Source organism: Kordia sp. (assembly GCF_965224175.1).
GTDB lineage: Bacteria > Bacteroidota > Bacteroidia > Flavobacteriales > Flavobacteriaceae > Kordia.
On record NZ_OZ245041.1, the window covers coordinates 4,087,976 to 4,112,801 of the forward strand.

Consider the following 24,826-nt stretch of genomic DNA (forward strand, 5'->3'; position numbering starts at 1 on the left):
AACAGAACATTAACATTAAAACCGATTAATATGAAAAATGTAAATCACACAAAAAATGTGAATGCAAATGGTGTACAAGAAAGTCACCTTGCAAAAAAGAACGATCTTAAAGTTCAAAGAAATCCATTATTAAGATTCTCGGTGAGTCTCGCACTGAGTTTATTCATTGTATACACGGTATTTCAAATTCAAACAACAACAGAAGCTGAACCAACTACAGATGTTGTAGAAGTTATTGAAGATATCGAAACATATGTTCCTGTTTTTCAAGAAGAAGTAGTTGTGGTGAAAGAATTAGATCCAGAGCCAGTTGTGAAACAAACACTTATTATTGATAAAATTAAGGAAGTTGATAACGATCATAAGGAATTAAAAGAAACTGTATTAATAACTTCAACAGAGCCTGTAAAAGTAACGCAACCAGTTGTAAATACGGGTGATATTGATGTTATGGATGATGATGAGCCTATCGAAGAAGTTCCTTTTGCTTTTATTGAAGATGCGCCAATCTTTCCAGGTTGTGAAAAGTACAAAGATAAGAACAAGCAAAAAAAATGTATGTCTGATAAGATTCAAAAACATGTAAACAGAAAATTCAATACAGGAATTGCTTCCGATGTTGGATTAGATGAAGGTGTAAAGCGAATCAATGTATTATTCATGATCGATGAAAACGGAAATGTTACTGGAATTCAAGCAAGAGCTCCGCATCCAAAACTTCAAAAAGAAGCAGAGCGTGTAGTACGTTTATTACCTAAAATGATTCCTGGTAAGCAAAGAAATCAAAATGTAAAGGTAAAATATACATTACCTATTATCTTCAGAGTTGACTAATCACTTGAAGAAACATAATAGCATACTAAAAAAATAAACCGAGTTACCTGCTCGGTTTTTAAGTATGCTTTCTGCGACATATCATTACATTAACATTAAAGCCGATTATTATGAAAAATACCAATTACACAAAAAGTGTGGACGCAAATAGTATGCAGCAAAATTACCTTACCCAAAAGGATGATTTAAAAATTCAAAAAAGTCCATTCTTACGATTCTCAGTTAGTCTTGCGCTAAGTTTATTCATTGTATATACAGTATTTCAAGTTCAAATCTCAAAAGAAGTAGCATTAGCGGATGCTATAACTATCATAGAAGATGATACTTATTACATACCTATAATCACAGAAGAAGTGATTGAAGTAGAAGAATTAAAACCTGAACCTATTCATAAACCAATAGTAATTGCAAATGAAATAAAAGCTATTGATGATGATCTTAAAATTAAAGATGAAGTTTTAAAAACATCTGCTGATCCTGTAGAAGTTACAGATAAGTTTGATCCCAATGCAGTTGCGGTCATTGATGAAGGTGCTGAAGAAAATAAAAATATAGAAATTCCTATTGATTTTGTTGAAAATGCACCAATCTTTCCAGGTTGTGAAAAGTACAAAGACAAGAATAAGCAAAAAAAATGTATGTCTGATAAAATTCGAAAACACATAAACAGAAAATTCAATACAGGAATTGCTTCCGATGTTGGTTTAGATGAAGGTGTAAAACGAATCAATATATTATTCGTGATCGATGAAAACGGAAATGTTACTGGAATTCAGGCAAGAGCTCCGCATCCAAAATTGCAAAAAGAAGCAGAACGAGTAGTACGTTCATTACCTAAAATGATACCAGGGAAGCAAGATCGTAAAAATGTAAAAGTAAAATATACGCTGCCTATCATTTTTAGAGTAGACTAAGTTCTAAGAGAAACATGATATATAAAAAAAGGAAAACCGAGTTATTCACTCGGTTTTTTAGGTATACTTTCTGTGACATATCATTACATTAACATTAAAACCGATTATTATGAAAAATGTCAACTTAAAGCCTTTTGTAAATGTTACCAAGACTTACAAAGGTCATTTAATCAGAAAGTATGTTACAAAAGTACGAAAAACTAACGTACTGCGCTTTTATTACGTTCAATTAATGCACTTTATCGTCGTATATTTAGTTTTTTAAGATAAAAAGAGCATAATTTCCTTGTTTTTAGGAGTAGATAACGAAAAAAGCTTCTAAAAATTTCTTAAAGAACTCTAAATAATTTTTTTTTTTTAAAATTCTATCATCATAAACAATACGAACCTGTCAATTTTTATGAAAATATAGTATCTTTCGCATTCATAAATCCTCAAATATGCAGCGACTCAAAACGTCAATATATCTACTTTCTTTCTTAGTGTTTCAATGTGTACTAGGTCAAACTTCAAGTAGTGATTATGAAAAATATCCTGTATTTACTGAATGTGAAAATGTAGCCATTGCTGATCTTGAAAATTGTTTCAATACAACCTTGCGAACATTTGTCAACAAGAGCTTTAAAATGCCAGATGTTGTCAGTAAAGAAAACTATGCAGGAGATCTTGTTGTCTTGTTTGAAGTAACAAAAGAAGGTACGTTCAAAGTATTGTATGTCGATGCTGTTTATGAAGACTTAAAAGAAGAGGTGAAACGTGTTTTTGGTTTACTTCCAAAAATTACACCAGCAATGTATAGTGGTAAGCCAGCTTATGTACAATTTACCATGAAGCTAAAAATTCCATTGGAAGACATCAATGCTGTAGAAAGTCCGAAAACAATCGAAGAAAAAGAAAACGAACTAGAAGCTGCGGCAAAGACAGAGTTCGAAACAGTCAATGATGAATTGGAAATTTATGAAGACGAGTTATATAAAAGCAACTTAAATATTCCGTTTTCTCATGACATGTATGCGTATTTTGATCGCCAAATTAACCTTGTAGGAACAAACAGTCATACGGCGTCAAAACCGTATTTATACAATACTGTTTCAAACTATTACGACTTCAATGCGCAGCAAACAAAATTAAAACGAGAAGCTTCTTCTTGGGTTGGACGAAAACTATGGAATGAGCATTTAGTGACTGTAAAAGGAAAAAATTATTGGTTTGTGTTAGATCCTATTCTGGATTTACAACTCGGTAAAAATACAGATAGCGAAGTTGATTATACATACAACAATACCAGAGGAGTTCAGGTACAAGGAGGATTAGGAAAAGGATTGAATTTTTCAGCTACAGTATTTGAAAGTCAAGGACGGTTTGCAGATTATTTTAACAGATATGCGGAAAGTATAAAACCATCAGGAGGAAATCCAGCAATCATTCCTGGTCGTGGTATTGCTAAAGAATTTAAAAAAGATTCTTATGATTATCCTGTTGCGGAAGGGTATATTTCATATGCGCCTAATAAAACATTTAATGTGCAATTAGGACATGGTAAAAACTTTATAGGAGATGGATATCGTTCATTATTTGTAGGCGATGCAACAAGTCCATATCCGTTTTTAAAATTAAATACTTCTTTCTGGAAAATAAAATATACAAATACTTGGATGTGGTTGCGTGATGTACGTCCAGAAGTAACGGAAGATGGAGCTTTCCTAACAAAATACATTGCGAATCATTACTTGAGTTGGAATGTTTCTAAAAAACTAAATATAGGTTTATTTGAATCTGTAATTTGGAAAAACGATAACAATCGTGGTTTTGACTTTAACTATATAAATCCAGTTATATTTTACCGAGCTATAGAATTTTCTACAGGTTCACGATCAGGAAATGCAATCGTAGGGTTGAGTTCAAAATACAAATGGAATGATAACGTGAATTTCTATGGGCAATTTATCTTAGATGAATTCTCTTTGAATGATATCAAGGCAGGAAATCAAAGTTGGAAAAACAAATATGGTTTTCAGCTGGGCGCAAAGTATTACAATGCTTTTAAAGTAAAGAATCTGTTATTACAATTTGAATACAATCAAGTTCGACCATACACATATTCGCACAACATAGTAGCAACAAATTACGGGCATAATAATCAGTCATTAGCGCACTTATGGGGCGCAAACTTCCGAGAAGTTATTGGAATTGCACGTTACAATCGCAATAGATGGTATGGTAGTGCAAAACTTATCTATGGGCAAAGAGGATTGGATTTTGACCCAGCAATAGATAATGCAAGTTACGGAAGTAATATTTATATTGACAATGATAATAGAACTGGTGACACAGGTGTTGAATTATTACAAGGAAACAAAACAAATGTACTTATAGGAGACTTAAATGTTGGGTATATTGTCAATCCGAAAACCAATCTAAAAATCTTTGCAAACCTTACTTACAGAAGCTTCAACCCTGATGCGAATACGCTAGTTGATTTTAAAGAAAATACTACTTGGATTAACTTTGGAATAAGAACAGATATTTTTAACTGGTATTTTGATTTTTAACAGCAATATGTCATTTTTTTTTATAAATTTGTTAAACAGCCTCGATAATTATAACCAACCAGCAAGATATCTTTCTTGTATACCCAAACCTATTAGTAAAAATGATTAAGCCGTTTTTCGTTTTTTTATTAATTATACCTTTTATCTATTTAGGATACAAATCACTTGACTTATCAGTTTACAAAAGGACTAGAAGATCAAATTACATGGTAAAAGAATACCCAGTATTTCTACTGGGCTGTGTGTTTTTTGTAATTGCGGGAGTGATTATTATAAACTTTAGAAATTTATTGGGCTTTTTGTAAGCTTCTGTAGAAAGTTTTTCTTAAAACTTCTCCGGAAATAAACCAATCACCGTAACCTAAATCATCATATTTTTTAGTAAGAGAAGTGTTTTTTGTCACTTCTTCTTCCAATTTACCTGCGCTGATTTCAGTAATAATATTCTTTTCAATGTCTTCAAGCATCTCTACATATGCTTGCAACTCAGCTTTTGTAGAAAGGCTTCTGTGTCCGGGAATTACTTTTGTATCATCATTAATCAATAATAGAGCTTTTTTAATAGCTACAATATACCCTTGTGTGCTTCCGCCAGAATTTAAATCAATGAATGGATATTTTCCTTGAAAATAAGTATCTCCCATGTGTAATACGTTACTTTTTGTAAAATATACCATGGCGTCACCATCTGTATGCGCTTCGTGTACATGGAAAATAAAAATACTTTCTCTATTAAAATGAAAAGAAACATCTTTTGAAAATGTAACAACGGGCAATGCTTCTTTTGGCGAAGCAGGAGTTGTTCTGTTGCGATCTTTATTAAACTGTTCTATACTCATGCGTTTTCTTACATTTTCATGAGCTACAATAACGGCGCCTTCTTGTTGCATATTTTCATTTCCACCTGTATGATCACCATGCCAATGTGTATTTATTAAAAACTTTACAGGTTTATCTGTAACAGATTGAATAGCTTTTAAAATTTTTGGAGTTAAATGAGCAAATTGATCATCAATCATAAAAACACCATCTTCTCCAACGGAAATGGCAATATTTCCGCCTTGTCCGATGAGCATATATACATTATCTGTTACTTTATTTACTTTAATTTGAACTTCTTTTTTTTGAGCAAAACCGTTAGAGGTAGCTAAAAAGAAAATAAGAGATAATGTAATTTGTATAAATTTCATAAGATTTTATTTTAGACAATAGTCGTTAAAAAATAAGCTTCCTTTCCAAAGATAGAAATAGAAAAACAATAAGTATTTAGAAAAGCTATAAAACTATTTGAAAATCATTGCGTACAATGTATTTGTACTCTATCTTTGCAAGAATTTAGCAAGGTTGATGAAAACAGCATTGGATACACTTAAAAAAACATACACATTAGCTTCAATAATTGAAGACTTTAAACAACTTACCAAAGTTGGATTAGCACTTAGTGTGGTGTTTTCCTCTTTAGCAGGATATTTATTGGCAGTTGGCGCAGAAGGTTTCAATATAAAAATATTGTTATTGCTAGCATTGGGCGGTTACTTTATGGTAGGAGCTTCCAATGCGTTCAATCAAATTATTGAGAAGGATTTAGATGCAAAAATGGATCGAACCAAAGATAGACCTGTAGCTTCAGGTCGTATGTCTGTTACAACAGCTTTCATCATTGCTTCACTATTCACGATTGCTGGAATTGCTATCCTCTACACAATCAATGCGAAAACTGCGATGTTTGGAGCAATTTCTATCTTCTTGTACACATGTGTATATACGCCATTAAAAACAATTACACCTTTAGCGGTATTTGTGGGTGCTTTGCCAGGAGCCATTCCTTTTATGTTAGGATGGGTTGCAGCGACAGGAAAATTTGGAATTGAGCCAGGGATACTATTTATGATACAATTCTTTTGGCAATTCCCTCATTTCTGGGCAATTGGCTGGTTCTTATTTGATGATTACAAAAAAGGCGGTTTCTTTATGTTGCCAACAGGTAAAAAAAATAAAGCAACTGCATTACAAATAATAATGTACACGGTTTGGCTAATTTTAATTTCGATATTTCCAGTTTCAGGACTTACGGGTGAATTAAAATTGTCAATAGTCTCAGCAATATTAATATTCTTAACAGGAATGGGATTGTTATACTATGGAATTCGATTATACAGAAACATGGATAATAAATCTGCGAAAGCATTAATGTTAGCTAGCGTAGGATATATAACATTAATTCAAGTATTATTCGTTATTGATAAATTTTTACAATAAACTATGGATTTAACGCAAGGAACATTTCAAGAAAAGCGAGCAAGGTCAAGGAAAATGATGTTGTTGTTTGCAATGATAAGTATGTTTATGATGTTTGCAGGATTAACGAGTGCTTACATTGTAAGTCAAGAACGTCCAGATTGGTTAGATACTTTCGAAATGCCTATAGCATTTCTATACAGTACCATAGCTATTATAGCTAGTAGTGTTACCTTTCACTTAGCAAAAGTTGCTATTCAAAAAGGACAGCGTTCTAGTACAACGTTGTATTTGCTAACTACATTAGCATTGGGAATTATATTTGTAATTTTACAATTTGAAGGATTCAACCAAATCATAGAGACAGGTTATTATTTTACAGGAAAAGAAAGTACAGTGACAACTTCTTTCTTGTATATTGTAGTTGTTACACATTTACTGCACTTAGCTGCTGGTATTTTAGTGTTATTGGTTGTAATTTATAATCATTTTAAACAAAAGTATAAACAAGGGCAAACACTTGGTTTAGAACTAGGTGCAATGTTCTGGCATTTCCTAGATATTCTGTGGGTCTTCTTGTTTTTATTTTTATATTTCTTAAGATAAGAAAAAAACGTAAATTTGAACAATTTTTTAAAAATGTATACTTTTTATGGAAGCTACTGTTTCAAATACAGGTACAGAAGGTAAAGTTTGGGGAGGCGGAAATAAGCCGCTTGGCGCCAGCTATGGAAAAATGATGATGTGGTTCTTCATTTTATCTGATGCACTAACATTCTCAGGATTTTTAGCGGCATACGGATTCTCAAGATTTAAATTCATTGATTCATGGCCGATAGCCGATGAAGTGTATAATCACTTCCCAGGTTCACACGGAGACAATCCAATGTATTTCGTTGCCTTAATGACGTTTATATTAATTGCTTCTTCGGTAACTATGGTACTAGCCGTAGACGCTGGACATCACATGAACAAGAAGAAAGTAACTTTTTACATGTTCCTTACTATTATTGGTGGAGCAATCTTCTTAGGATCTCAAGCTTGGGAGTGGACAAACTTTATCAAAGGTTCTTACGGAGCTTTAGAAACAAAAGGAGGTCAAATTCTTCAATTTGTAGATTCAAAGCATAAAGATACACATGATAAATATCTTCGTGTTTCTGTAGAAGACTTTACAACAGCTTCTCACAAAGAAAGAGTACAACACGAAAGTAGAAAAGGTCTTTGGTTTGTATCTGAGCCAGCATTACCAGCATACTCTGTTCAAGATGTAGTAACTGGATTCAATGCAAAACCAAACTTAGCTGTTAGAACTCAGGAATTAATGCCAAACATTGAGCGATTAAAAGTTTCAGGTGATCCTGCAGATGCAGCAAAGGCAGCACGTTTTGAAAGTAAATATATAAATGCAGATCAAACAGGCCAAAAAGGTGTGCTAACTAGAGCAGAATCCGTTAAAGCATTAAAAGATGCTATTGTATATGTAAAAGGAGCAAACCTTATTCACAATGAATACGGAAACAGATTATTCGCAGATTTCTTCTTCTTCATTACAGGATTCCACGGATTCCACGTATTCTCAGGAGTAGTAATCAACGTTATTATTTTCTTCAATGTAATCTTAGGAACATACGAAAGAAGAAAGAATAATTATGAAATGGTAGAGAAAGTTGGACTATACTGGCACTTTGTCGATTTAGTTTGGGTATTCGTATTTACATTCTTCTACCTAGTTTAATTTTTTAAAAAGTAAGAGCATCATCATAATATCATGGGACACGATAACACACATAAATTAGCAATATTTAGAGGAACGTTAAAGTTCAAATCAAACGTTCAAAAAATTTGGGGCGTATTGATCTTCTTATCTATTGTAACGATTATTGAGGTAGGATTAGGTATTGTAAAGCCAGCATTTCTTATTGAAAACTATTTCATTGGGATGAAATATCTTAACTGGATATTTATTATCTTAACCTTAGTTAAAGCATATTATATCGCTTGGGACTTTATGCACTTGCGCGATGAAAAGAGTTCATTAAGAAGAGCTATTGTTTGGACAGGAATCTTCTTAATATGCTACTTAATGTTCATCTTATTACAAGAAGGAACATACATCGAAGGTGTAAAAGCAAACGGATACATAAAGTGGAATTTTTAAAATGACACAAACAATATAAATAGAAGCGATGCAATAATGTATCGCTTTTTTTATGTTTAAAAATGAATAAAATGAGTCGCCACGTGAGAAAAAGTTTCTTGAAACTATTTTAGTTCAATCTATTGAAAAATTATAAAATTAATTCACGTGATAATGTAAAAAAATGAAATATTATAGCGTTAAATAGCGAATCGATTTTTATTTTTGTAATCGCAAAATTATTGTAAAATATGTCATTAAAAATGAGGCGTTTTGTAGTCTTGAAATGACTAATGACAAACATTAAATATTCTGTAAAACAGATTGTTTCGTATACTCAGTTAAACCGAAAATAGTGCGACTGTTTTTTACAGGATAAAAAAATAATACAAAGAACACATGGGAAAGAAGATCATTTTAGCAATATTATTCTTGTTGCCAGTATCAATAGTCTTAATCCTTCTTTTTACTACACATAATTATACGCCACTTCCAGTGATTAAAATGAATGTGTCTGAACTTGTAAATTATGATTCATTAGAAGGTAAAGATACGATTCAATTTGATCGTAAAATTACAATTCTTGGCTTTTTAGGAAGTAATGTAAAAGATAGAAAGATCAATGTTTTAAACTTAAATCAAAAAATATACAAGCGTTTTAGTGGTTTCAAACATTTTCAATTGGTAATGTTGGTAACGCCAGGACAACAAGAAGAAATCAAAGATTTGAAGTTTCAAATAAGTCGTTTTGCAGACGAACTAAAATCATGGAATTTCCTAGAAGTAGAAGAAAGAGAGTTGCAAAGAATCTTTGAAGGATTAGATTCTCCTTTAATATTAGACAACAATTCAAGTTCAGAATATGTATATATCATAGACAAGGACAAAAACTTACGCGGACGTTTTGATGACAGATCTAAAGTAGAAGTGCGAGAAGAGGCTGAGCCTTATATGTTATATGGTTATAACACAACCATTATATCGGAATTATCAGGAAAAATGACAGACGATATTCGTATTCTATTCGAAGAATACAGAGGGAAATCTAAAAATGCACAATCGCAAGATCGAAGAAAAGAAGTCATAGAAGTTGACAAAAAAGAAAAATAACATGAAAAAAAATTATTCATACATAGGAATTGCTTTCATCATTTTAGTTTTTGGAATCATTTTTATTCCTAGAATCGTGGAGAAAATAAAAGGAGATTCAATAGTCGAAAAAGACCGAATGAATATTCAAGGTAAAGAGCGCAATAAAAAACTACTTTACCTCAAAATTAATGGAAAAGCTCGAAGTGTTCCTGAGTTTCTATTTACAAATCAAGACAGTCTGGAAATTTCGAATGCTGATTTTAAAGGAAAAGTAACCGTAATGGAATTTTTCTTTACAACTTGTCCAACGATTTGTCCAGTAATGAATAGTAATATGCGAACACTGGATGAGGAATTTCATGAAAGAGATGATTTTGCGATAGCTTCCTTTACAATTGATCCAAAAACGGATACACCAAAAGTATTAAAACAATATGCAGAACGATACGGTGTACAATCGTTAAACTGGCATTTTTTAACGGGAGATATAGAAAAAATACACCATCTCTCAAATACAGGATTTAATATTTTTGCAGGAATCAATCCTGATGTGGCTGGAGGATTTGAACATCAAGGATATTTTGCGCTAATAGATAAAAACGGATTCATTCGTTCACGTAAAGATAATCATGGAAATCCTAAAATATATTACCAAGGAACAGACCCGAAAGAAGTGGCAATGTTAAAAGAAGACATTAAAAATTTATTAGAAGAAGAATAAAGACTGCCTTATGGAAGCGACAAACGATATTGAAAAAAAATACAGAAAGTGGATTATCATTTTATCAATAGCAATCCCTTTAGTAGTAGCTGTTTTATTTGGAGTAAAATTAGAAGGTGTAAAGCCACTTAAGTTTTTACCACCAATTTATGCAACAATCAATGGAATTACAGCAGTTGTGCTAATAGCAGCAGTTGTAGCTGTTAAAAACAAAAAAATCAAGTTGCATGAAACGTTAATGAAAATATGTATTGGACTTTCAGTAGCATTTTTAGGGATGTATGTGGCGTATCATATGACTTCTGAGTCTACAAAATTTGGAGGTGAAGGAATTATAAAAGGAGTATACTTATTTATCCTTATAACACATATCGTACTAAGTATAGCAATCATTCCTTTGGTGTTAATAACCTATGTGAAAGCCTTAGCAAAGCGATTTGATAAGCATAAAAAAATTGCAAAACTTACTTTTCCTGTTTGGTTGTATGTAGCTATAACTGGTGTAATTGTCTATCTAATGATTTCACCATATTACTAATTTCAAAGCAATGAAAACAAAATATATCATCCTAATTATATTATTGCTAAGTGTTGTGTCGCTAGAAGCACAATGTGCTATGTGTAGAGCTGTGTTAGAATCAGATTCAGATCCTTCGCAGGCAAGAGGTGTCAATAACGGAATTGTATATCTTATGGCAATCCCATATATTTTAGTGGCAATTACAGGTTTTTTTATCTACAAAACCTTCAACAAAAAACCGAAGACAAAAAAAATATAATTTTTTTGTAACGAAATCATTCTTGGATAGTCTTATTACAAAATAAGATTAACACAATATTAATAATGCTTGTAAATACAAATATGTAATATTGTTAAAAACTAATAACCTAACCAATTATGATTCAGATTAAGGACTTGCATAAATCCTACCGTATGGGAAGTAATCATCTTCACGTACTAAAAGGAATCAATCTTGATATAAATGAAGGAGAATTTGTTTCCATAATGGGTTCTTCGGGTTCAGGGAAATCTACACTCCTAAACATTATTGGAATGCTCGATGAGGCAGATAAAGGTTCATACGACCTTGATAATGTTCCCATCAAAAACCTAAGTGAAAAGAAAGCGGCTATATATCGTAACAAATTCTTAGGATTCATCTTTCAATCATTCAACTTGATCAACTATAAAAATGCACAAGAAAATGTAGCATTGCCATTATATTATCAAGGAATTTCAAGAAAAGTTAGAAAAGAAAAAGCATTATACTATTTAGAAAAAGTAGGTTTGGCAGATTGGGCGCATCACTTACCAAGTGAACTTTCTGGAGGGCAAAAACAACGTGTAGCCATTGCACGCGCACTTGCTTCAGAACCAAAGGTATTACTTGCCGATGAGCCAACAGGAGCTTTAGACACAAAAACTTCATATGAAGTAATGGATTTTCTTCAGGGAATTAATGACGAAGGAAAAACAATACTAGTCGTAACACACGAGCCAGATATTGCAGACATGACAAAGCGTATTGTAATGTTAAAAGATGGTGTGATAGAGCAAGATAAAGAAGTACAACAAATAAGAGCTTCTCAATATGTTTGATTTAGATCGTTGGCGAGAAATATTCCAAACCATAAACAAAAACAAGTTAAGAACGCTCTTGGCTGGTTTTACCGTAACGCTTGGTATTTTGATATTTACCATACTTTTCGGAATGGGGAATGGACTCAAAAATACATTCTATGAATTTTTTCAAGATGATGCGCAAAATACCATCTTCATTTATCCTGGATTTGCAACAAAACCATTCAAAGGATTCAAGGAAAACAGACGTATCGAATTTAAAAATGAAGACTTAGAACTTTTAAAAGAAAAGTTTGGAAGTCGCATTGAATATATTACTGCGCGTCGATATGATGGTGTTATTGTTAAGTACAAAAGTGAATACGGGAATTATAATGTCAGAGCTGTACATCCAGAGCATCAATATCTAGAAAAAACAATCATAGATAAAGGACGCTATATAAATAATAACGATATACAAAATGATGCAAGAATAGCTGTTATTGGTCGTTTAGTTGAGAAAGATTTATTTGGAAATGAAAATGCTATTGGAAAATATTTTACGCTCAATAAAATTGTATACCGAGTTGTAGGTGTATTTAGTGATGCTGGAGGAGATAGAGAAGAACGAAATATCTATACGCCAGTTACAACAAACCAATTAATTTATAAGAATACAGATAAAATTGATCAAATCAACTTATCGTATAATATGGCAATTGGCGCCAATGGAGCTAGAAGACTTTCAAGTGAAATAGAGCAAGTACTCAAAAATAAGCACAACATAGCACCAAGTGATCAAAATGGAATTTATGTAGAAAGTGTTATTGAAGATTTAGAGCAAAACTTACAAATAGCAAATGTATTGCAGATCATAGTACTCTGGATTGGAATCGGAACGCTGTTCGCAGGTGTTATCGGAATCAGTAATATTATGGTATATATTGTAAAAGAGCGTACCAAAGAACTCGGAATTCGAAAAGCATTAGGAGCAAAACCTGGCGCTGTAATTGGAATGATTCTTCAAGAAACAATCGTAATTACACTCATATTTGGATACATAGGATTGCTTATTGGGAATTTTGTCCTCAATTCCATGGGAACAAAACTTGAAGACTGGTTTATTACCAATCCAAACGTAAGTCAAGGAACAATCATTTTTGCCACAGTTATTTTGATATTATCAGGATTAATTGCTGGATATATTCCTGCGCGAAGAGCAGCTAAAGTAAAACCAATTGTAGCACTAAGAGACGAATAATAAAAACCAAGAACTAACTATGAAATTTATATTTACAAGAGATACTTGGCAAGAAATTTTTGGAGCTATTCGTAAAAATAAACTACGAACTACAATTACCATCATAGGTGTATTTTGGGGAATCTTACTTTTTATAGGACTTCAAGGTGCTGCCAAAGGAATGGAAAATGGTTTTGAAGAAGCATTTAGAGGAATGGCTACCAATAGTATATTTCTCTGGGGACAACAAACAGGAATACCATATGGTGGATACAACAGAAACCGTAGTGTTCGTCTAGATATTAGCGATACATATCGAATTGCAAATCAAATAGAAGGTGTGCAATTTGTTGCACCGCGTAATGCAAAAGGGATTTTTGGAGGAGCCGCGCCATTAGTTGTTAACAATCTAAAATCAGGAAACTATAAAGTATTTGGAGACTATCCGATTATTGATAAAGTATCAAAAAAGAGACTTCGTAAAGGCCGTTTCTTAAATCAAAAAGACATTGATGAAAAACGTAAAATATGTGTCATCGGAGAACGTATTGAACAAGAATTATTTGAAAAAGGAGACGATCCAATAGGAAAATACATCAAAGTTAGTAATATCTACTTTCAAGTAGTGGGTGTTTACAAAAGAAATAATACTGATTTCTTTGAAGGAGACAACTCAATTTTTATTCCATTTACCACTTTCAAAAAAGTATTCAATACAGGAAATAGAATCGGTTGGATGGTTATTGCAGGATATCCTGATGAAGATATTGTAGCAATAGAAGAAAAAACAAAAACATTACTAAAAAGAAGATATGATGTGCATCCAGAAGACGAAAGAGCTTTTGGGGCAGCAAATCTTGGAGAAATGTTTGGTAAAATTACAGGATTTGTAAAAGGATTAAAATTTACAGCTTTAATTGTAGGAATTGCAACCATATTAGCAGGAGTTATTGCTATTGGAAACATTCTACTAATTACTGTAAAAGAACGTACCAAAGAAATTGGAATAAGACGTGCATTAGGCGCAAAACCAGGAGAGATAAGAGGGCAAATCATTTTAGAATCTGTTTTCTTAACACTTGTAGCAGGGATTTTAGGAATGACAGTTGGTGGATTGCTATTATCAAGCTTAAATAACACAGCAAAAGACTTAGAAGATTTTCCATTTGTCAACCCAACAGTGAGTTTAGAATATATAGCGATGGCTATAGGACTCATGGTGATACTTGGTACATTAATAGGACTCATACCTGCACAACGAGCAGTAAGCGTCCGACCTATAGAAGCATTAAGAGAAGAATAACAATAACATCAATCAATATTATAATTTAAGAACTAAGAAAAATGAAGAAATTTTTATTAATCGTACTATTAATCGTATTTATCTTAGGAGCATTTGCAGCGGGATCATACTTTATAAACTCAAATCAAAAGAGTGTAGAGACGTTTGAAACAGCTAAAGCATTCAAATCGTCAATCGTAAGAAAAACGGTTGCAGCAGGAACTGTAATTCCAGAAGATGAAGTGGAAATTAAACCTCAAATCTCTGGAATTATCGAAAAGATATACGTAGAAGAAGGTGATAAAATCAAAACAGGTGATTTAATTGCTCGTATCAAAGTAGTTCCTAACGAACAATCATTAAACAGTGCAAGAAACAGAATCAAAAATTCTAAAATTGTATCAGATAACGCAAAAATTGCATACGATAGAAACAAAGCACTTTTTGATAAAGGAATCATTTCAAGTCAAGAATTTGAACGAGCTGAACTTTCATACAATCAAGCAAAACAAGAAATTCGTAATGCACAAAGTGACTTGCAAATCATTAAAAAAGGTTCTGTAGGTGGTTCGGCAGCAAATACAAATATTAGAGCTACTGTCTCAGGAACAATTTTAGTAATTCCTGTAAAAGAAGGAGATCAAGTAATTGAAAGTAACACCTTCAATGCAGGAACAAGTATTGCTACGATTGCTGATTTAGGAAAAATGATTTTTGAAGGAAAAGTAGACGAAGCTGAAGTTGGAAAGCTAAAAGCTGATTCTGATTTGAAAGTAAGTCTTGGAGCTATTGAAGATAAAGAATTTGATGCAAAACTTACCTTTGTTGCACCAAAAGGTGTAGAAGAAAGTGGAGCAGTACAATTCAAAATAAAAGCTGACGTAGCTTTAGATGACAACTATTTTGTAAGAGCTGGATATAGCGCAAATGCATCTATCGAATTAGAAAAGAAAAATGATATTTTGGTAATTGATGAAGGTTTACTGCGATTCGATTCAAGAAATGAAGATAAGCCATATGTAGAAGTAGAAACAGGTGATCAAAAATTCGAAAAAAGATTTATTGAAGTAGGAATCTCTGATGGAAAAAATATCGAAATCCTTTCTGGTTTAAAAGAAGATGATAAAATCAAAATCTGGAACAAGAAAGCGAAAAAGAAAGATGATGAAAAGTCTACAGATGCTACTGATGACGAGAGCGAAGATGATGAAACAAATGATTAACACCGAAACATTATAACCATTACACATGAAAAAAATATGTATTTATATACTGTTCATTGTAGGAACAATTTCAACCGTAAATGCCCAAAAACAATGGACATTAAAAGAATGTGTTGACTATGCGCTTGAAAACAGTATTGCCATCAAACAATCACTACTCGACAAGCAAAATTCAGAACTCGATAAAAATGATGCCATTGGTAGCTTTTTGCCAACAATAAATGCTTCTGCATCGCATTCTTGGAACATTGGTTTGAACCCAAACCCAGTAACAGGTCAGAACGTAACTGCAACGACACAAAGTTCGAGTGGAGGATTAAATGTTGGAGTTGATATTTACAATGGATTGCAAAATGTAAACAGATTACACAGAGCAAACTTAGCATTACTGGCAAATCAATATCAGTTAGATGATATCAAAGACAATACTTCATTACAAGTAGTACAAGCATTTTTGCAAATTCTATTCAACAAAGAGTCGTTAAAAGTGTTGCAAGCGCAATACAAAGTGACTATGGGTGAATTAAATCGTACAAACGAATTGGTAAAAGAAGGAGTTGTGCCAAGAGGTGACGCTTTAGAAATCGAAGCAAATGCAGCAACACAAGAGCAACAAATTGTAAATGCAGAAAATGCATTGCGTTTTTCTAAAATATCATTAGCACAATTATTATTGATTACTGATTATGATAATTTTGATATTGCTGAAGGCGATTATATGATTCCTGCGACAACAATTATGAACAACACACCAAAGCAAATTTTTGAAAAATCGTTGGAAGTGCGTAATAATGTAAAAATATCGCAGACAAATATCGAATTGGCTGAATATGACTTAAAAATTGCAAAAGGAGCAAGATTACCAAGTCTTTCAGGTTTCTACGGATTCAATACACGATACTTTGATACAGAATTAGGTAGTACGCCGCCTTTCTTTGATCAGATTTCTGATAACAAAGGACACTCTTTCGGATTGCAATTAAGCATTCCAATCTTAAACGGATTCAGAACGCGAAACAGTATCAAACGTTCAAGAGTGAATATTGAGCGAGCTAAATATAACTTAGATCAAGTTAAAATCGATTTAGAAGCTACTGTAAATCAGGCATACAATGATACAAGAGGTGCTTTAAAAGCGTATGAAGCTGCTGAAAAAACATTAGTATCACGAAGAGAAGCACACAAATATTCTACAGAACGTTTCAATGAAGGAATGATGAACTCTTTCGACTTCAGTCAATCAAAACAACGTTTAGAAAGTGCAGAATCTGATGTAGTTCGAACAAAATACGATTACATTTTCCGATTAAAAATACTAGAATTCTACTTTGGACTTCCGTTGACGGATTTAAAATAAGTATAACTTTAGTGAGTAGGTCTAGAAATAAAACCAAAATCCATGGTGTTACAATGGCTGATTCTGAAAAAGAGAATAAGCAAGAAGCGAATAGAAAACTTCGTAGAGTTGTAAAACAAAAAATTAAATCTGGAAAAGAAGAATTACCACAATTACGTGAAATTTCTAATGTTTGGGGATTTGACAAAGATGGTAAAATGTATAATCCAGATATGACTGAAAAGGATTTGCGGAAATAAAAATATAAAACACACAAAAAAGCATCAATACTTTCATAAAGGTTGATGCTTTTTTACTTTTGTCAAAAATTACGTAGCTCATGGCAATACGATTATACTTAGAAACTTCTACAACAAACTGTTCAGTATGTTTAGCAAATGATGAAGAAATCTTGTATTTTAAAGAAGAGAACAATAAAAACTATTCACATTCTGAAAAATTACATGTCTTTATCAAAGAAGCATATGAAATAGCTCAAATTAAGCCAGAAGATGTGTCTGCAGTTGTGGTTGGAAAAGGTCCAGGATCTTACACAGGATTGCGTATTGGAGTTTCTACAGCAAAAGGATTGTGTTTTGCATCTGATATAGATTTAATGGCAATTGAAAGTCTAGCCATTTTAGCACGTTCTATAAAAATACAAGGAGAAACGATCATTCCATTGCTTGATGCACGTCGTATGGAAGTCTATGCTGCGGTGTTCAATGATAACTATACGCAAATAAGAGAAACCAAAGCAGAAATCATTTCAGAGACTTCTTTTGAAGATTATTTATCAAAAGGAAAAGTGCACTTTGTTGGAAATGGAGCAGAAAAATGCAAAGGAGTCATTACCCATGAAAACGCAGTATTTTATGATGAAATCTACTTTCCGTCTACCCAGCATATGATTCCGATTGCTTTAGATAAGCACAAAAAAAACGACATTGAAGATGTCGCTTATTTTGAACCGTATTATTTAAAAGATTTCGTAGTAACGAAGCCTAAAAAGAAAAATCCTGTTTCAAAAAAATAAATTCTTTAAAACAGGATTACTTTTATTTTTGTCTAACAGTCTAACAGTCTAACAGTCTAACAGTCTAACAGTCTAACAGTCTAACAGTCTAACTTATCCTTCTTTTTGTATTTCTACACTATGCGGATATGGAATTTCAATTCCTGCAGCGTCTAATGCTATTTTAGCATCTTCTAAAACTTTAAAATATACATCCCAATAATGTTCAGCTTTTACCCAAGGGCGAACGGCAAAGTTTACAGAACTATCTGCTAATTCGGAAACATTTACTGTTGGCTCCGGATCTTTCAATACTTTGTCATTGCTCGTTAATACTTTCATAAGTACTTCTTTGGTTTGCTTAATATCTGCATCATATGAAACGCCAATAACATGATCAACTCTAAGTGTTCCTTCTGCGGTATAGTTAATAATGTTACCATTAGATAAAGTTCCGTTTGGAATAATAGCTAATTTATTTCCAGGTGTATTTAAATGTGTTGTAAAAATTTGAATCTCTTTTACAACACCAATTACTCCTTGCGCTTCAATTAAATCGCCTATTTTGAATGGCTTGAAAATCATGATTAAAACACCACCAGCAAAATTTGATAAAGAACCTTGTAGTGCTAAACCTATTGCCAAACCAGCGGCACCAATAATAGCTGCAAAAGAAGTTGTTTCTACACCTAACTTAGAGGCGACAACTACAAACAATAAGATTTTAAGTGTCCAACCGAGTAAATCGCCTAAAAACTTTTGTAATGTGGTGTCAATCCCGCGTTTATTCATGAGTCGTCTCGAAAGTCGAACAATTATTTTAATAACGAATAAACCAATAATTAAGATTGCCAATGCTGCAATAACAGCTGGCGCATACTCAATGACAACATTTTTTAATTGTGTAAGCCAATCTACAGCAGCTTCTGTTTCGGCTTGTACTTCAGGTATCGTTCCTTCTTGCATAATTTTCTATTTTTTTGATAATGCGAAATTAAAAAAACAAAGAGTTTTCAGCTAACATTAAAACTGAAATCTCAAAGCATCTGTGAATTACACTAAAAACCTGTTCAACAGCATTACTATCAATGCTAAAAACGCAGGTGTTCCTTGTACAATTAATATGCGATTACTTTTTGTAGAATATGCGCCGTACAAAGCGGCTACACAAACACAAATAATAAAAAATAAACTTACAGAAACATCTTCTGTATATAAAGACCAAAATAAACCTGCTGCCAAAAATCCGTTGTACAATCCTTGATTAGCCGCTAGTGTTTTTGTTTCTTCAGCAAATTCTTTTGATTTCAATCCAAAAGTTTTCATGCCTTTGGGTTTAGTCCATAAAAACATTTCGAGGTATAAAATGTAGACGTGTTCTATTGCTACAATAGCAATAAGGATGGTTTGTAAAATTTTCATAGGTTGAAGGTATGAAAATATAGGAAGATAAAAAAAGCGTTACCAATTATTGATAACGCTTTTCATATATGATAGGTTTTCCTCTACTTTACTTCAAAAGTAAGCTTTAAGTTTACGCGGTATTCTACAACAGCACCATCTTGTACTATCGCACTTTGATCTTGTACATATACAGATCTAATGTTTTTTACCGATTTAGATGCTTGTTTTACAGCTTTTGCTGTTGCATCTTCCCAACTTTTCTTTGAGTTCGAAAGAACTTCAATCACTTTCAATATTGCCATAATACTGTTGTTTAAAGGTTATATGATAATTTTTTACTCAATAAATTTACGGCAATTCTTTTAATAATAAAAGACATTATTAACCATTGATGGCAACAACTTCGTTTATATGTCCTTTTAATAGGTTTTTTAGCGTATTCTCGATACCGCTTTTTAGCGTCATAGTAGAAGATGGACAACCACTACAAGCTCCTTGTAAAACAACTTTAACTACTTTAGAATTTGGATCATACGAATCAAACATAATATTTCCGCCATCACTAGCTACAGCAGGTTTGATGTATTCTTCTAAAATATTTATAATTTCTTTAGAAATATCATCTAAAGCTTCAAAACTTTGATCTGAAATTTGAATTTTTTCTTTTTGCTCTACAGGAATATCTTCTGAAATTACTTCTTTTCCTTCTTGAATATAATTGCGAATAAATTCACGAATCTCCATGGTAATATCATTCCATTCTACCATATCGTATTTAGTGATGGAAATATAATTTTTATCCAAAAAGATTTCTTTTACAAACGGAAAGTGAAATAATGATTGTGCAAGCGGCGCATATTTTGTGTCGTCAATATTCTTAAATTCAAAGATACGGTCTACAATTTTCTTATTGGCAACAAACTTCATTACCGTTGGATTTGGTGTACTTTCTGCGTAAATAGTTACAGGAACTACCTTTTTTGGAGTTGCAGATTCACTAATGATCTCTTTTCCTTCATTAATATATTCTGTAATTTGCTCGGCAACTTCTTCTTGCACATCTGGCCATTCTACAATATTATAACGTTCAATTGCAATGAAATTTCCAGAAATAAAAATAGTTTTTACAAAAGGAAGGTAAAATAATTGTTGTGCTAAAGGAGAATCTTTAGCGTCATCTATATTTTTAAACTCGTAACTATTATGGCGTGTTAGAAACGTACTTGCTTCAAATTTTATGATTGCGGGGTTGCTTGTTTTCTCTATACTTATCGTAATACCACTCATGGCTTAAAATTTTTTACAAAAATAACTATAATCGTTGTATTCTATAAATGTGACGAGATAAATTATTCGTTTATAATGTTATGTTTGCACTAAATTTATTTTTTATGTTAAAATAATTAATAAATAATTACGTTTTTAATAAATTGACGCCCGAAATTAAGCTGATGAGAGAACTTATTTTGTTAAAATTGGATTCTTATGGCTTACATCAATAATAAATTGAGATAAGAATTACATACTTATCAAATAATTTATATATTTGACCAAATGTGTAACATTTTACTATGCAAAAACACCTGTTTAAAAGGAGTATTGCGTATAATTAATTGAAACACAACAAATAAAGGCCTCGTTATCAAATAATAAGTTGCATTGAATGTTCGGTACAGCTCATAAATTGTATCGATTATTTTTTACACAAAAAGATAAACACTAATGAATTTTAAAAAATACTTAGCTATTGTTGCCATCGCATTTGGAGTACAGTGCTCTTTTTCGCAAGATGGACTTCCTGTTTATGTAGACTATCTTTCTGATAATTTATATCTTATACATCCATCGATGGCCGGAGCTTCAAATTCTTCTAAAATTAGATTGACAGCCAGACAACAATGGTTTGATGTTGATAATGCACCATCTTTACAAACATTAAGTTTTAATACTCGCGTTGGAGACAAAGTAGGTGTTGGAGCAATTTTGTACAATGACGAAAATGGTAACTTTTCTCAACAAGGTGCTTACCTAACTTTTGCATATCATTTATTATTATCAAGAAATAGAGTTGATTTAAATCAATTATCTTTTGGTATTAGCACAGGATTTACACAAGGAACTTTAGATGAAACAGGATTTGATATTATCAATAACCCTGATCCAATAATTTCTGGAACACAACAAAATGCTACTTATTTCAATGTTGACTTTGGAGCGTCTTACTATTTCTTAGACTTTTATGCACATTTAACAATTAAGAATGCGTTGCCAACAAAAAGAGATTTATTCTCTCAAGAATTTGAGTCAAAAAATCAACGTCGTTATTTAGCATCTGCAGGTTATGTATTTGGTGGATATGATAGCGATTGGAAATATGAGCCTTCTTTTATGTTTCAATACACAGATGAAACACAAGAATCTTCTATTGATGCAAATATTAAAGTATATAGAAGTTTAGAATTTGGTTCTCTTTGGGGAGGATTATCATACAGAAGAAGCTTAGATGGAGCTGAATTTGTAAATGGGACACAAGTAGACAATCAAAAATTACAATACATTACGCCGTTTGTAGGTGTTAATTATAAGAAGTTTATGTTTGCGTATACATATTCATACCAAGCTAACTCACTAGTACTTTCTAATGGAGGTTATCACCAAATTACATTAGGATATGACTTTGGAAACAGAAGAGATCCTTACGATTGTAACTGTCCAGCGATTAACTAAGAAAATAATTAGTACAACATATGAAAAAGGCTTGCGAAATAAACGCAAGCCTTTTTCTTTTGGAGAATGCTTAGGTAGTAGTATACAGTTTAAAACTTAATAATATTTATATTGATAATAGTATTTAAAAGTCTAAAAGCGAAGCGATCTAGTATCTAGGAGCAAAGCGTGTCTAACGATCTAAAAAGATTACCATGTATAATTTTTGCGAGCTGCCTGTTTTTTAATTGCTTCAATCATAGCGCTTTCTAAATCGTCTTTACCACCTTTTTTATGTTGTTTAGAGATATATTCTTTGCGTTTTACATCTAAATCACGAATATTACGTTGAATTTCTTTTCGCATTTTTTGTTGCTTTTCTACATATGCTAAAATCTGCTTTTTCGACTTTCCTCGTAATTCTTTCGGGAGTTCTTTTTCAGTCAACTCTTCAACTTTTACAGTACCTTTTTCAATTCCATCAACCAAATCCCAAGAAGAATTCTGATAAAAACTAGAACTTTTAGAAATTGCTCTATCTACAGCAACCTCTTCATTAAGAGAATTCGCATTGAAATCTTGTGTTGCTTGCTGTGTTATTTTATATTCTCCTTGTCTACCATATGCAATATAGGTTTGATTTAACTGTGTATTATATTCCATGATTTTTTGATCATATGGAGTTTGTACATATACAATATTTCTATTGTGAGCAATCGTCATATAATCACCTTTTCCTTGTATAGCGCCGTCTTTCCACATACCTGAAATTCCTTGTTGATAGTCTCCACAAAAAATAGTATTGATTACAACATCTTTTTCGCAAGCATTTGTAATAGCGTCTTTATAATTCACATTTCCTTGCGTAAAAGGTTCGTTTCCTGCAATGAAAAGAAGTTTTAAATCTTTTGGATTACTTCCCCAATTCAATTGATCTAAAGAAGTCTGAATAACATGTCCACAAAATTCACTTCCGCCGCGTGTAGTTAACGAAAATAATTTCTCAGAGATTTCATCTAAATCATTGCTAAAACCAATTACTTGACGTATGTAGCCTTCTTCAGAAGATAAGTTGTCATTTCCATATTCATACAATGCAATTTCTAAATTAGGTTTTTCATCGTCACACTTTGCGTATGAAAGTTCATTAATAATTTCCCATAATTGCGCTTTTGCTTGATGAATTAAACCATCCATACTATTACTGGTGTCTAACAGTAAAGCAACTTTAATGGTATTTTGCTTTTTAAGTTCAAATATTTCGGTCGTTGGAATAACTTCAATTTCCGTTTCGTTCAAATAGGCAGTATCTGCTTTTGAGTTGCCTTTGCAGGACATTGTTAACAACAATGCGCTGGCAAAAAATACATGTAGTGTTTTCATCTTTTACTCGTTTTTGTTTTTAAATTCAAATCTGGTTTGGATGGCGGTAGTTAGCTTAGTTACTTGTTTTTAATTCTTTTACATCAATCTTTCCGTCAGGAGAAATGACATAATACTTATGTTCGGTTTTAATTTCTTTTTTAGGAGGTAGCTTTTGTTCCTTAGGTTTTGGTGTATATACCAATTTAATTTGCATGCCAACTTGCACAACAGGTTCTAAAATGGAAGGATTGATAACAATGTCGTAGTTTTCATAAGAAATCGGTTGGTAGTAATATGAAGTCTGTTTTTTTGCTTTGGTAATGCCTTTGTTTTTCTTTAAAGCTTCAAAAGAAATACTATTAAATGCTTGATAGTTTTTGTAGAAATCTTTTGGGAAATAGCAATACTTGTCGTCAGCCATCACAACATTATAATTTGCTAAATCGAAACCTAAAATTTTATAATATTCTTTCTCTTCTTTTATGAGTTCTAGTAACGATGTTTGTAGCTTTTTATACACTTGCCGAATGTTTTCAATAAAATAATCTACTTTAACCAAGTTGTAAATTTCGTTTGAAGCGCAAGCGGCTAAAATCTTTTCGAACTGTTGTGTTTTTTTAAACTTAATGTGAATGTTTTGTTGGAGTTCAAAACCTTTAGGAACTTCGTTATACTTGGTGCTAAATAGCTTTTTCTCAACTTCAATTTCGTACACAGGAACAAAAGAAATGACATCGATAGCAATATCTTCTTTTTTAATTCCTTCGGCTAAAAGCTGCTTTTTTACATTGTCAATTCGCTCGTTAACTAGCTTGTGCGTTTCTTCTGCAGTTGGTCCAATCTGGGAAATATTGAAAATAGCAGTATAAGAACTTGCTTTTGCATTGTAAAGCGCATGTACATCGATTGTAATCGAAGAACTCGGATTGACATTGCGTCTCGGATTTGATGTTTGTGGTCCGAAACGTTGCGCATTTCCATAAGAGCTTGTTTTGATATTTTGCCTAGAAATTTGAACATTTTGATCATAATTTCCTTTGTGTTGTGCAATCGTAAATTGTACCAGAAATATGCACAACAATACATTTATTTTTTTCATGATGCTTTTAATTTTGTTTAAAAATACCTGCAAAGAAATCCGTAAAAAACCGCGAATGAGCCTACAGTGAAGTTGAATGAGTAAAAAGGTGTATTAATTGAGAG

Annotated in this window: 26 protein-coding genes; 19 read left to right on the plus strand and 7 right to left on the minus strand. The window is 32.3% G+C overall.

Annotation, left to right across the window (positions count from 1 at the left end; all coding sequences use genetic code 11):
• Positions 1 to 30: 30 nt before the first annotated feature.
• The 3 genes from ACOQOS_RS17645 (at position 31) to ACOQOS_RS17655 (ending at position 4,300) form a co-directional block, all read left to right on the plus strand.
• Complete coding sequence (locus ACOQOS_RS17645) at positions 31 to 834, plus strand: energy transducer TonB (RefSeq protein WP_420571794.1); 804 nt, start codon at positions 31 to 33, stop codon at positions 832 to 834.
• A 110-nt stretch (positions 835 to 944) separates the two neighbouring features.
• Complete coding sequence (locus ACOQOS_RS17650) at positions 945 to 1,748, plus strand: energy transducer TonB (RefSeq protein WP_420571795.1); 804 nt, start codon at positions 945 to 947, stop codon at positions 1,746 to 1,748.
• 440 nt (positions 1,749 to 2,188) lie between these two features.
• Complete coding sequence (locus ACOQOS_RS17655) at positions 2,189 to 4,300, plus strand: gliding motility protein RemB (protein ID WP_420571796.1); 2,112 nt, start codon at positions 2,189 to 2,191, stop codon at positions 4,298 to 4,300.
• A 287-nt stretch (positions 4,301 to 4,587) separates the two neighbouring features.
• On the opposite strand, the gene ACOQOS_RS17660 is transcribed toward ACOQOS_RS17655, so the two are convergent.
• Positions 4,588 to 5,490, minus strand: coding sequence for an MBL fold metallo-hydrolase (locus ACOQOS_RS17660; protein ID WP_420571797.1), 903 nt, complete (start codon positions 5,488 to 5,490; stop codon positions 4,588 to 4,590).
• Positions 5,491 to 5,647: 157 nt separating this feature from the next.
• On the opposite strand from ACOQOS_RS17660, the gene cyoE reads away from it, so the two are divergent.
• The 15 genes from cyoE (at position 5,648) to tsaB (ending at position 18,169) form a co-directional block, all read left to right on the plus strand.
• Entirely contained in the window at positions 5,648 to 6,559 is a 912-nt protein-coding gene (cyoE, locus tag ACOQOS_RS17665; RefSeq protein WP_420571798.1) for a heme o synthase, read from the plus strand.
• Between the two features lie 3 nt (positions 6,560 to 6,562).
• Positions 6,563 to 7,144: a cytochrome c oxidase subunit 3 gene (locus ACOQOS_RS17670; protein ID WP_420571799.1), complete on the plus strand. Its 582-nt coding sequence runs from the start codon at positions 6,563 to 6,565 to the stop codon at positions 7,142 to 7,144.
• A gap of 46 nt (positions 7,145 to 7,190) precedes the next feature.
• Entirely contained in the window at positions 7,191 to 8,276 is a 1,086-nt protein-coding gene (locus ACOQOS_RS17675; protein WP_420571800.1) for a cytochrome c oxidase subunit 3, read from the plus strand.
• A 33-nt stretch (positions 8,277 to 8,309) separates the two neighbouring features.
• Positions 8,310 to 8,699, plus strand: a complete 390-nt coding sequence (locus ACOQOS_RS17680) for a cytochrome C oxidase subunit IV family protein (protein ID WP_420571801.1) — start codon at positions 8,310 to 8,312, stop codon at positions 8,697 to 8,699.
• Positions 8,700 to 9,077: 378 nt separating this feature from the next.
• Positions 9,078 to 9,788 (plus strand): hypothetical protein, encoded by a 711-nt coding sequence (locus ACOQOS_RS17685; protein WP_420571802.1) that lies wholly within the window; start codon positions 9,078 to 9,080, stop codon positions 9,786 to 9,788.
• Between the two features lies 1 nt (position 9,789).
• Positions 9,790 to 10,491, plus strand: coding sequence for an SCO family protein (locus tag ACOQOS_RS17690; RefSeq protein ID WP_420571803.1), 702 nt, complete (start codon positions 9,790 to 9,792; stop codon positions 10,489 to 10,491).
• A gap of 10 nt (positions 10,492 to 10,501) precedes the next feature.
• On the plus strand, positions 10,502 to 11,029 hold the full coding sequence (locus tag ACOQOS_RS17695) for a DUF420 domain-containing protein (protein WP_420571804.1): 528 nt from the start codon (positions 10,502 to 10,504) through the stop codon (positions 11,027 to 11,029).
• Positions 11,030 to 11,039: 10 nt separating this feature from the next.
• A complete protein-coding gene (locus ACOQOS_RS17700; RefSeq protein ID WP_420571805.1) occupies positions 11,040 to 11,270 on the plus strand; it encodes a hypothetical protein in 231 nt (76 codons plus the stop codon).
• Positions 11,271 to 11,389: 119 nt separating this feature from the next.
• Positions 11,390 to 12,091: an ABC transporter ATP-binding protein gene (locus ACOQOS_RS17705; RefSeq protein ID WP_420571806.1), complete on the plus strand. Its 702-nt coding sequence runs from the start codon at positions 11,390 to 11,392 to the stop codon at positions 12,089 to 12,091.
• Positions 12,084 to 13,313 (plus strand): ABC transporter permease, encoded by a 1,230-nt coding sequence (locus tag ACOQOS_RS17710; RefSeq protein WP_420571807.1) that lies wholly within the window; start codon positions 12,084 to 12,086, stop codon positions 13,311 to 13,313. The genes ACOQOS_RS17705 and ACOQOS_RS17710 overlap by 8 nt, the downstream gene beginning before the upstream one ends.
• Before the next feature lie 19 nt (positions 13,314 to 13,332).
• A complete protein-coding gene (locus tag ACOQOS_RS17715) occupies positions 13,333 to 14,595 on the plus strand; it encodes an ABC transporter permease (protein ID WP_420571808.1) in 1,263 nt (420 codons plus the stop codon).
• A gap of 41 nt (positions 14,596 to 14,636) precedes the next feature.
• Positions 14,637 to 15,797 (plus strand): efflux RND transporter periplasmic adaptor subunit, encoded by a 1,161-nt coding sequence (locus tag ACOQOS_RS17720; RefSeq protein ID WP_420571809.1) that lies wholly within the window; start codon positions 14,637 to 14,639, stop codon positions 15,795 to 15,797.
• A 25-nt stretch (positions 15,798 to 15,822) separates the two neighbouring features.
• Positions 15,823 to 17,154 (plus strand): TolC family protein, encoded by a 1,332-nt coding sequence (locus ACOQOS_RS17725; protein WP_420571810.1) that lies wholly within the window; start codon positions 15,823 to 15,825, stop codon positions 17,152 to 17,154.
• 53 nt (positions 17,155 to 17,207) lie between these two features.
• The gene (locus tag ACOQOS_RS17730) at positions 17,208 to 17,393 is read left to right on the plus strand and encodes a hypothetical protein (RefSeq protein ID WP_420571811.1); all 186 of its coding nucleotides are present in this window, start codon (positions 17,208 to 17,210) and stop codon (positions 17,391 to 17,393) included.
• 80 nt (positions 17,394 to 17,473) lie between these two features.
• Entirely contained in the window at positions 17,474 to 18,169 is a 696-nt protein-coding gene (gene tsaB, locus ACOQOS_RS17735; protein ID WP_420571812.1) for a tRNA (adenosine(37)-N6)-threonylcarbamoyltransferase complex dimerization subunit type 1 TsaB, read from the plus strand.
• Positions 18,170 to 18,262: 93 nt separating this feature from the next.
• Here tsaB and ACOQOS_RS17740 read toward each other — a convergent pair whose 3' ends face one another.
• The 4 genes from ACOQOS_RS17740 to ACOQOS_RS17755 form a co-directional block, all read right to left on the minus strand.
• A complete protein-coding gene (locus ACOQOS_RS17740; protein WP_420571813.1) occupies positions 18,263 to 19,114 on the minus strand; it encodes a mechanosensitive ion channel family protein in 852 nt (283 codons plus the stop codon).
• 87 nt (positions 19,115 to 19,201) lie between these two features.
• Positions 19,202 to 19,570 carry a DUF1304 domain-containing protein gene (locus ACOQOS_RS17745; RefSeq protein ID WP_420571814.1) on the minus strand — a complete coding sequence of 123 codons (369 nt, stop codon included), beginning with the start codon at positions 19,568 to 19,570 and terminating at the stop codon, positions 19,202 to 19,204.
• Positions 19,571 to 19,653: 83 nt separating this feature from the next.
• The gene (locus tag ACOQOS_RS17750; RefSeq protein ID WP_298418941.1) at positions 19,654 to 19,854 is read right to left on the minus strand and encodes a dodecin family protein; all 201 of its coding nucleotides are present in this window, start codon (positions 19,852 to 19,854) and stop codon (positions 19,654 to 19,656) included.
• A gap of 79 nt (positions 19,855 to 19,933) precedes the next feature.
• The gene (locus ACOQOS_RS17755; RefSeq protein ID WP_420571815.1) at positions 19,934 to 20,839 is read right to left on the minus strand and encodes a NifU family protein; all 906 of its coding nucleotides are present in this window, start codon (positions 20,837 to 20,839) and stop codon (positions 19,934 to 19,936) included.
• Between the two features lie 435 nt (positions 20,840 to 21,274).
• On the opposite strand from ACOQOS_RS17755, the gene ACOQOS_RS17760 reads away from it, so the two are divergent.
• Complete coding sequence (locus ACOQOS_RS17760) at positions 21,275 to 22,279, plus strand: type IX secretion system membrane protein PorP/SprF (protein WP_420571816.1); 1,005 nt, start codon at positions 21,275 to 21,277, stop codon at positions 22,277 to 22,279.
• Between the two features lie 189 nt (positions 22,280 to 22,468).
• Here the strand turns inward: ACOQOS_RS17760 and ACOQOS_RS17765 are convergent, their stop codons facing one another.
• Both ACOQOS_RS17765 and ACOQOS_RS17770 read right to left on the minus strand, forming a co-directional pair.
• Positions 22,469 to 23,641, minus strand: coding sequence for a VWA domain-containing protein (locus ACOQOS_RS17765; protein WP_420571817.1), 1,173 nt, complete (start codon positions 23,639 to 23,641; stop codon positions 22,469 to 22,471).
• Between the two features lie 55 nt (positions 23,642 to 23,696).
• Complete coding sequence (locus ACOQOS_RS17770) at positions 23,697 to 24,722, minus strand: SIMPL domain-containing protein (RefSeq protein ID WP_420571818.1); 1,026 nt, start codon at positions 24,720 to 24,722, stop codon at positions 23,697 to 23,699.
• Positions 24,723 to 24,826 lie beyond the last annotated feature (104 nt).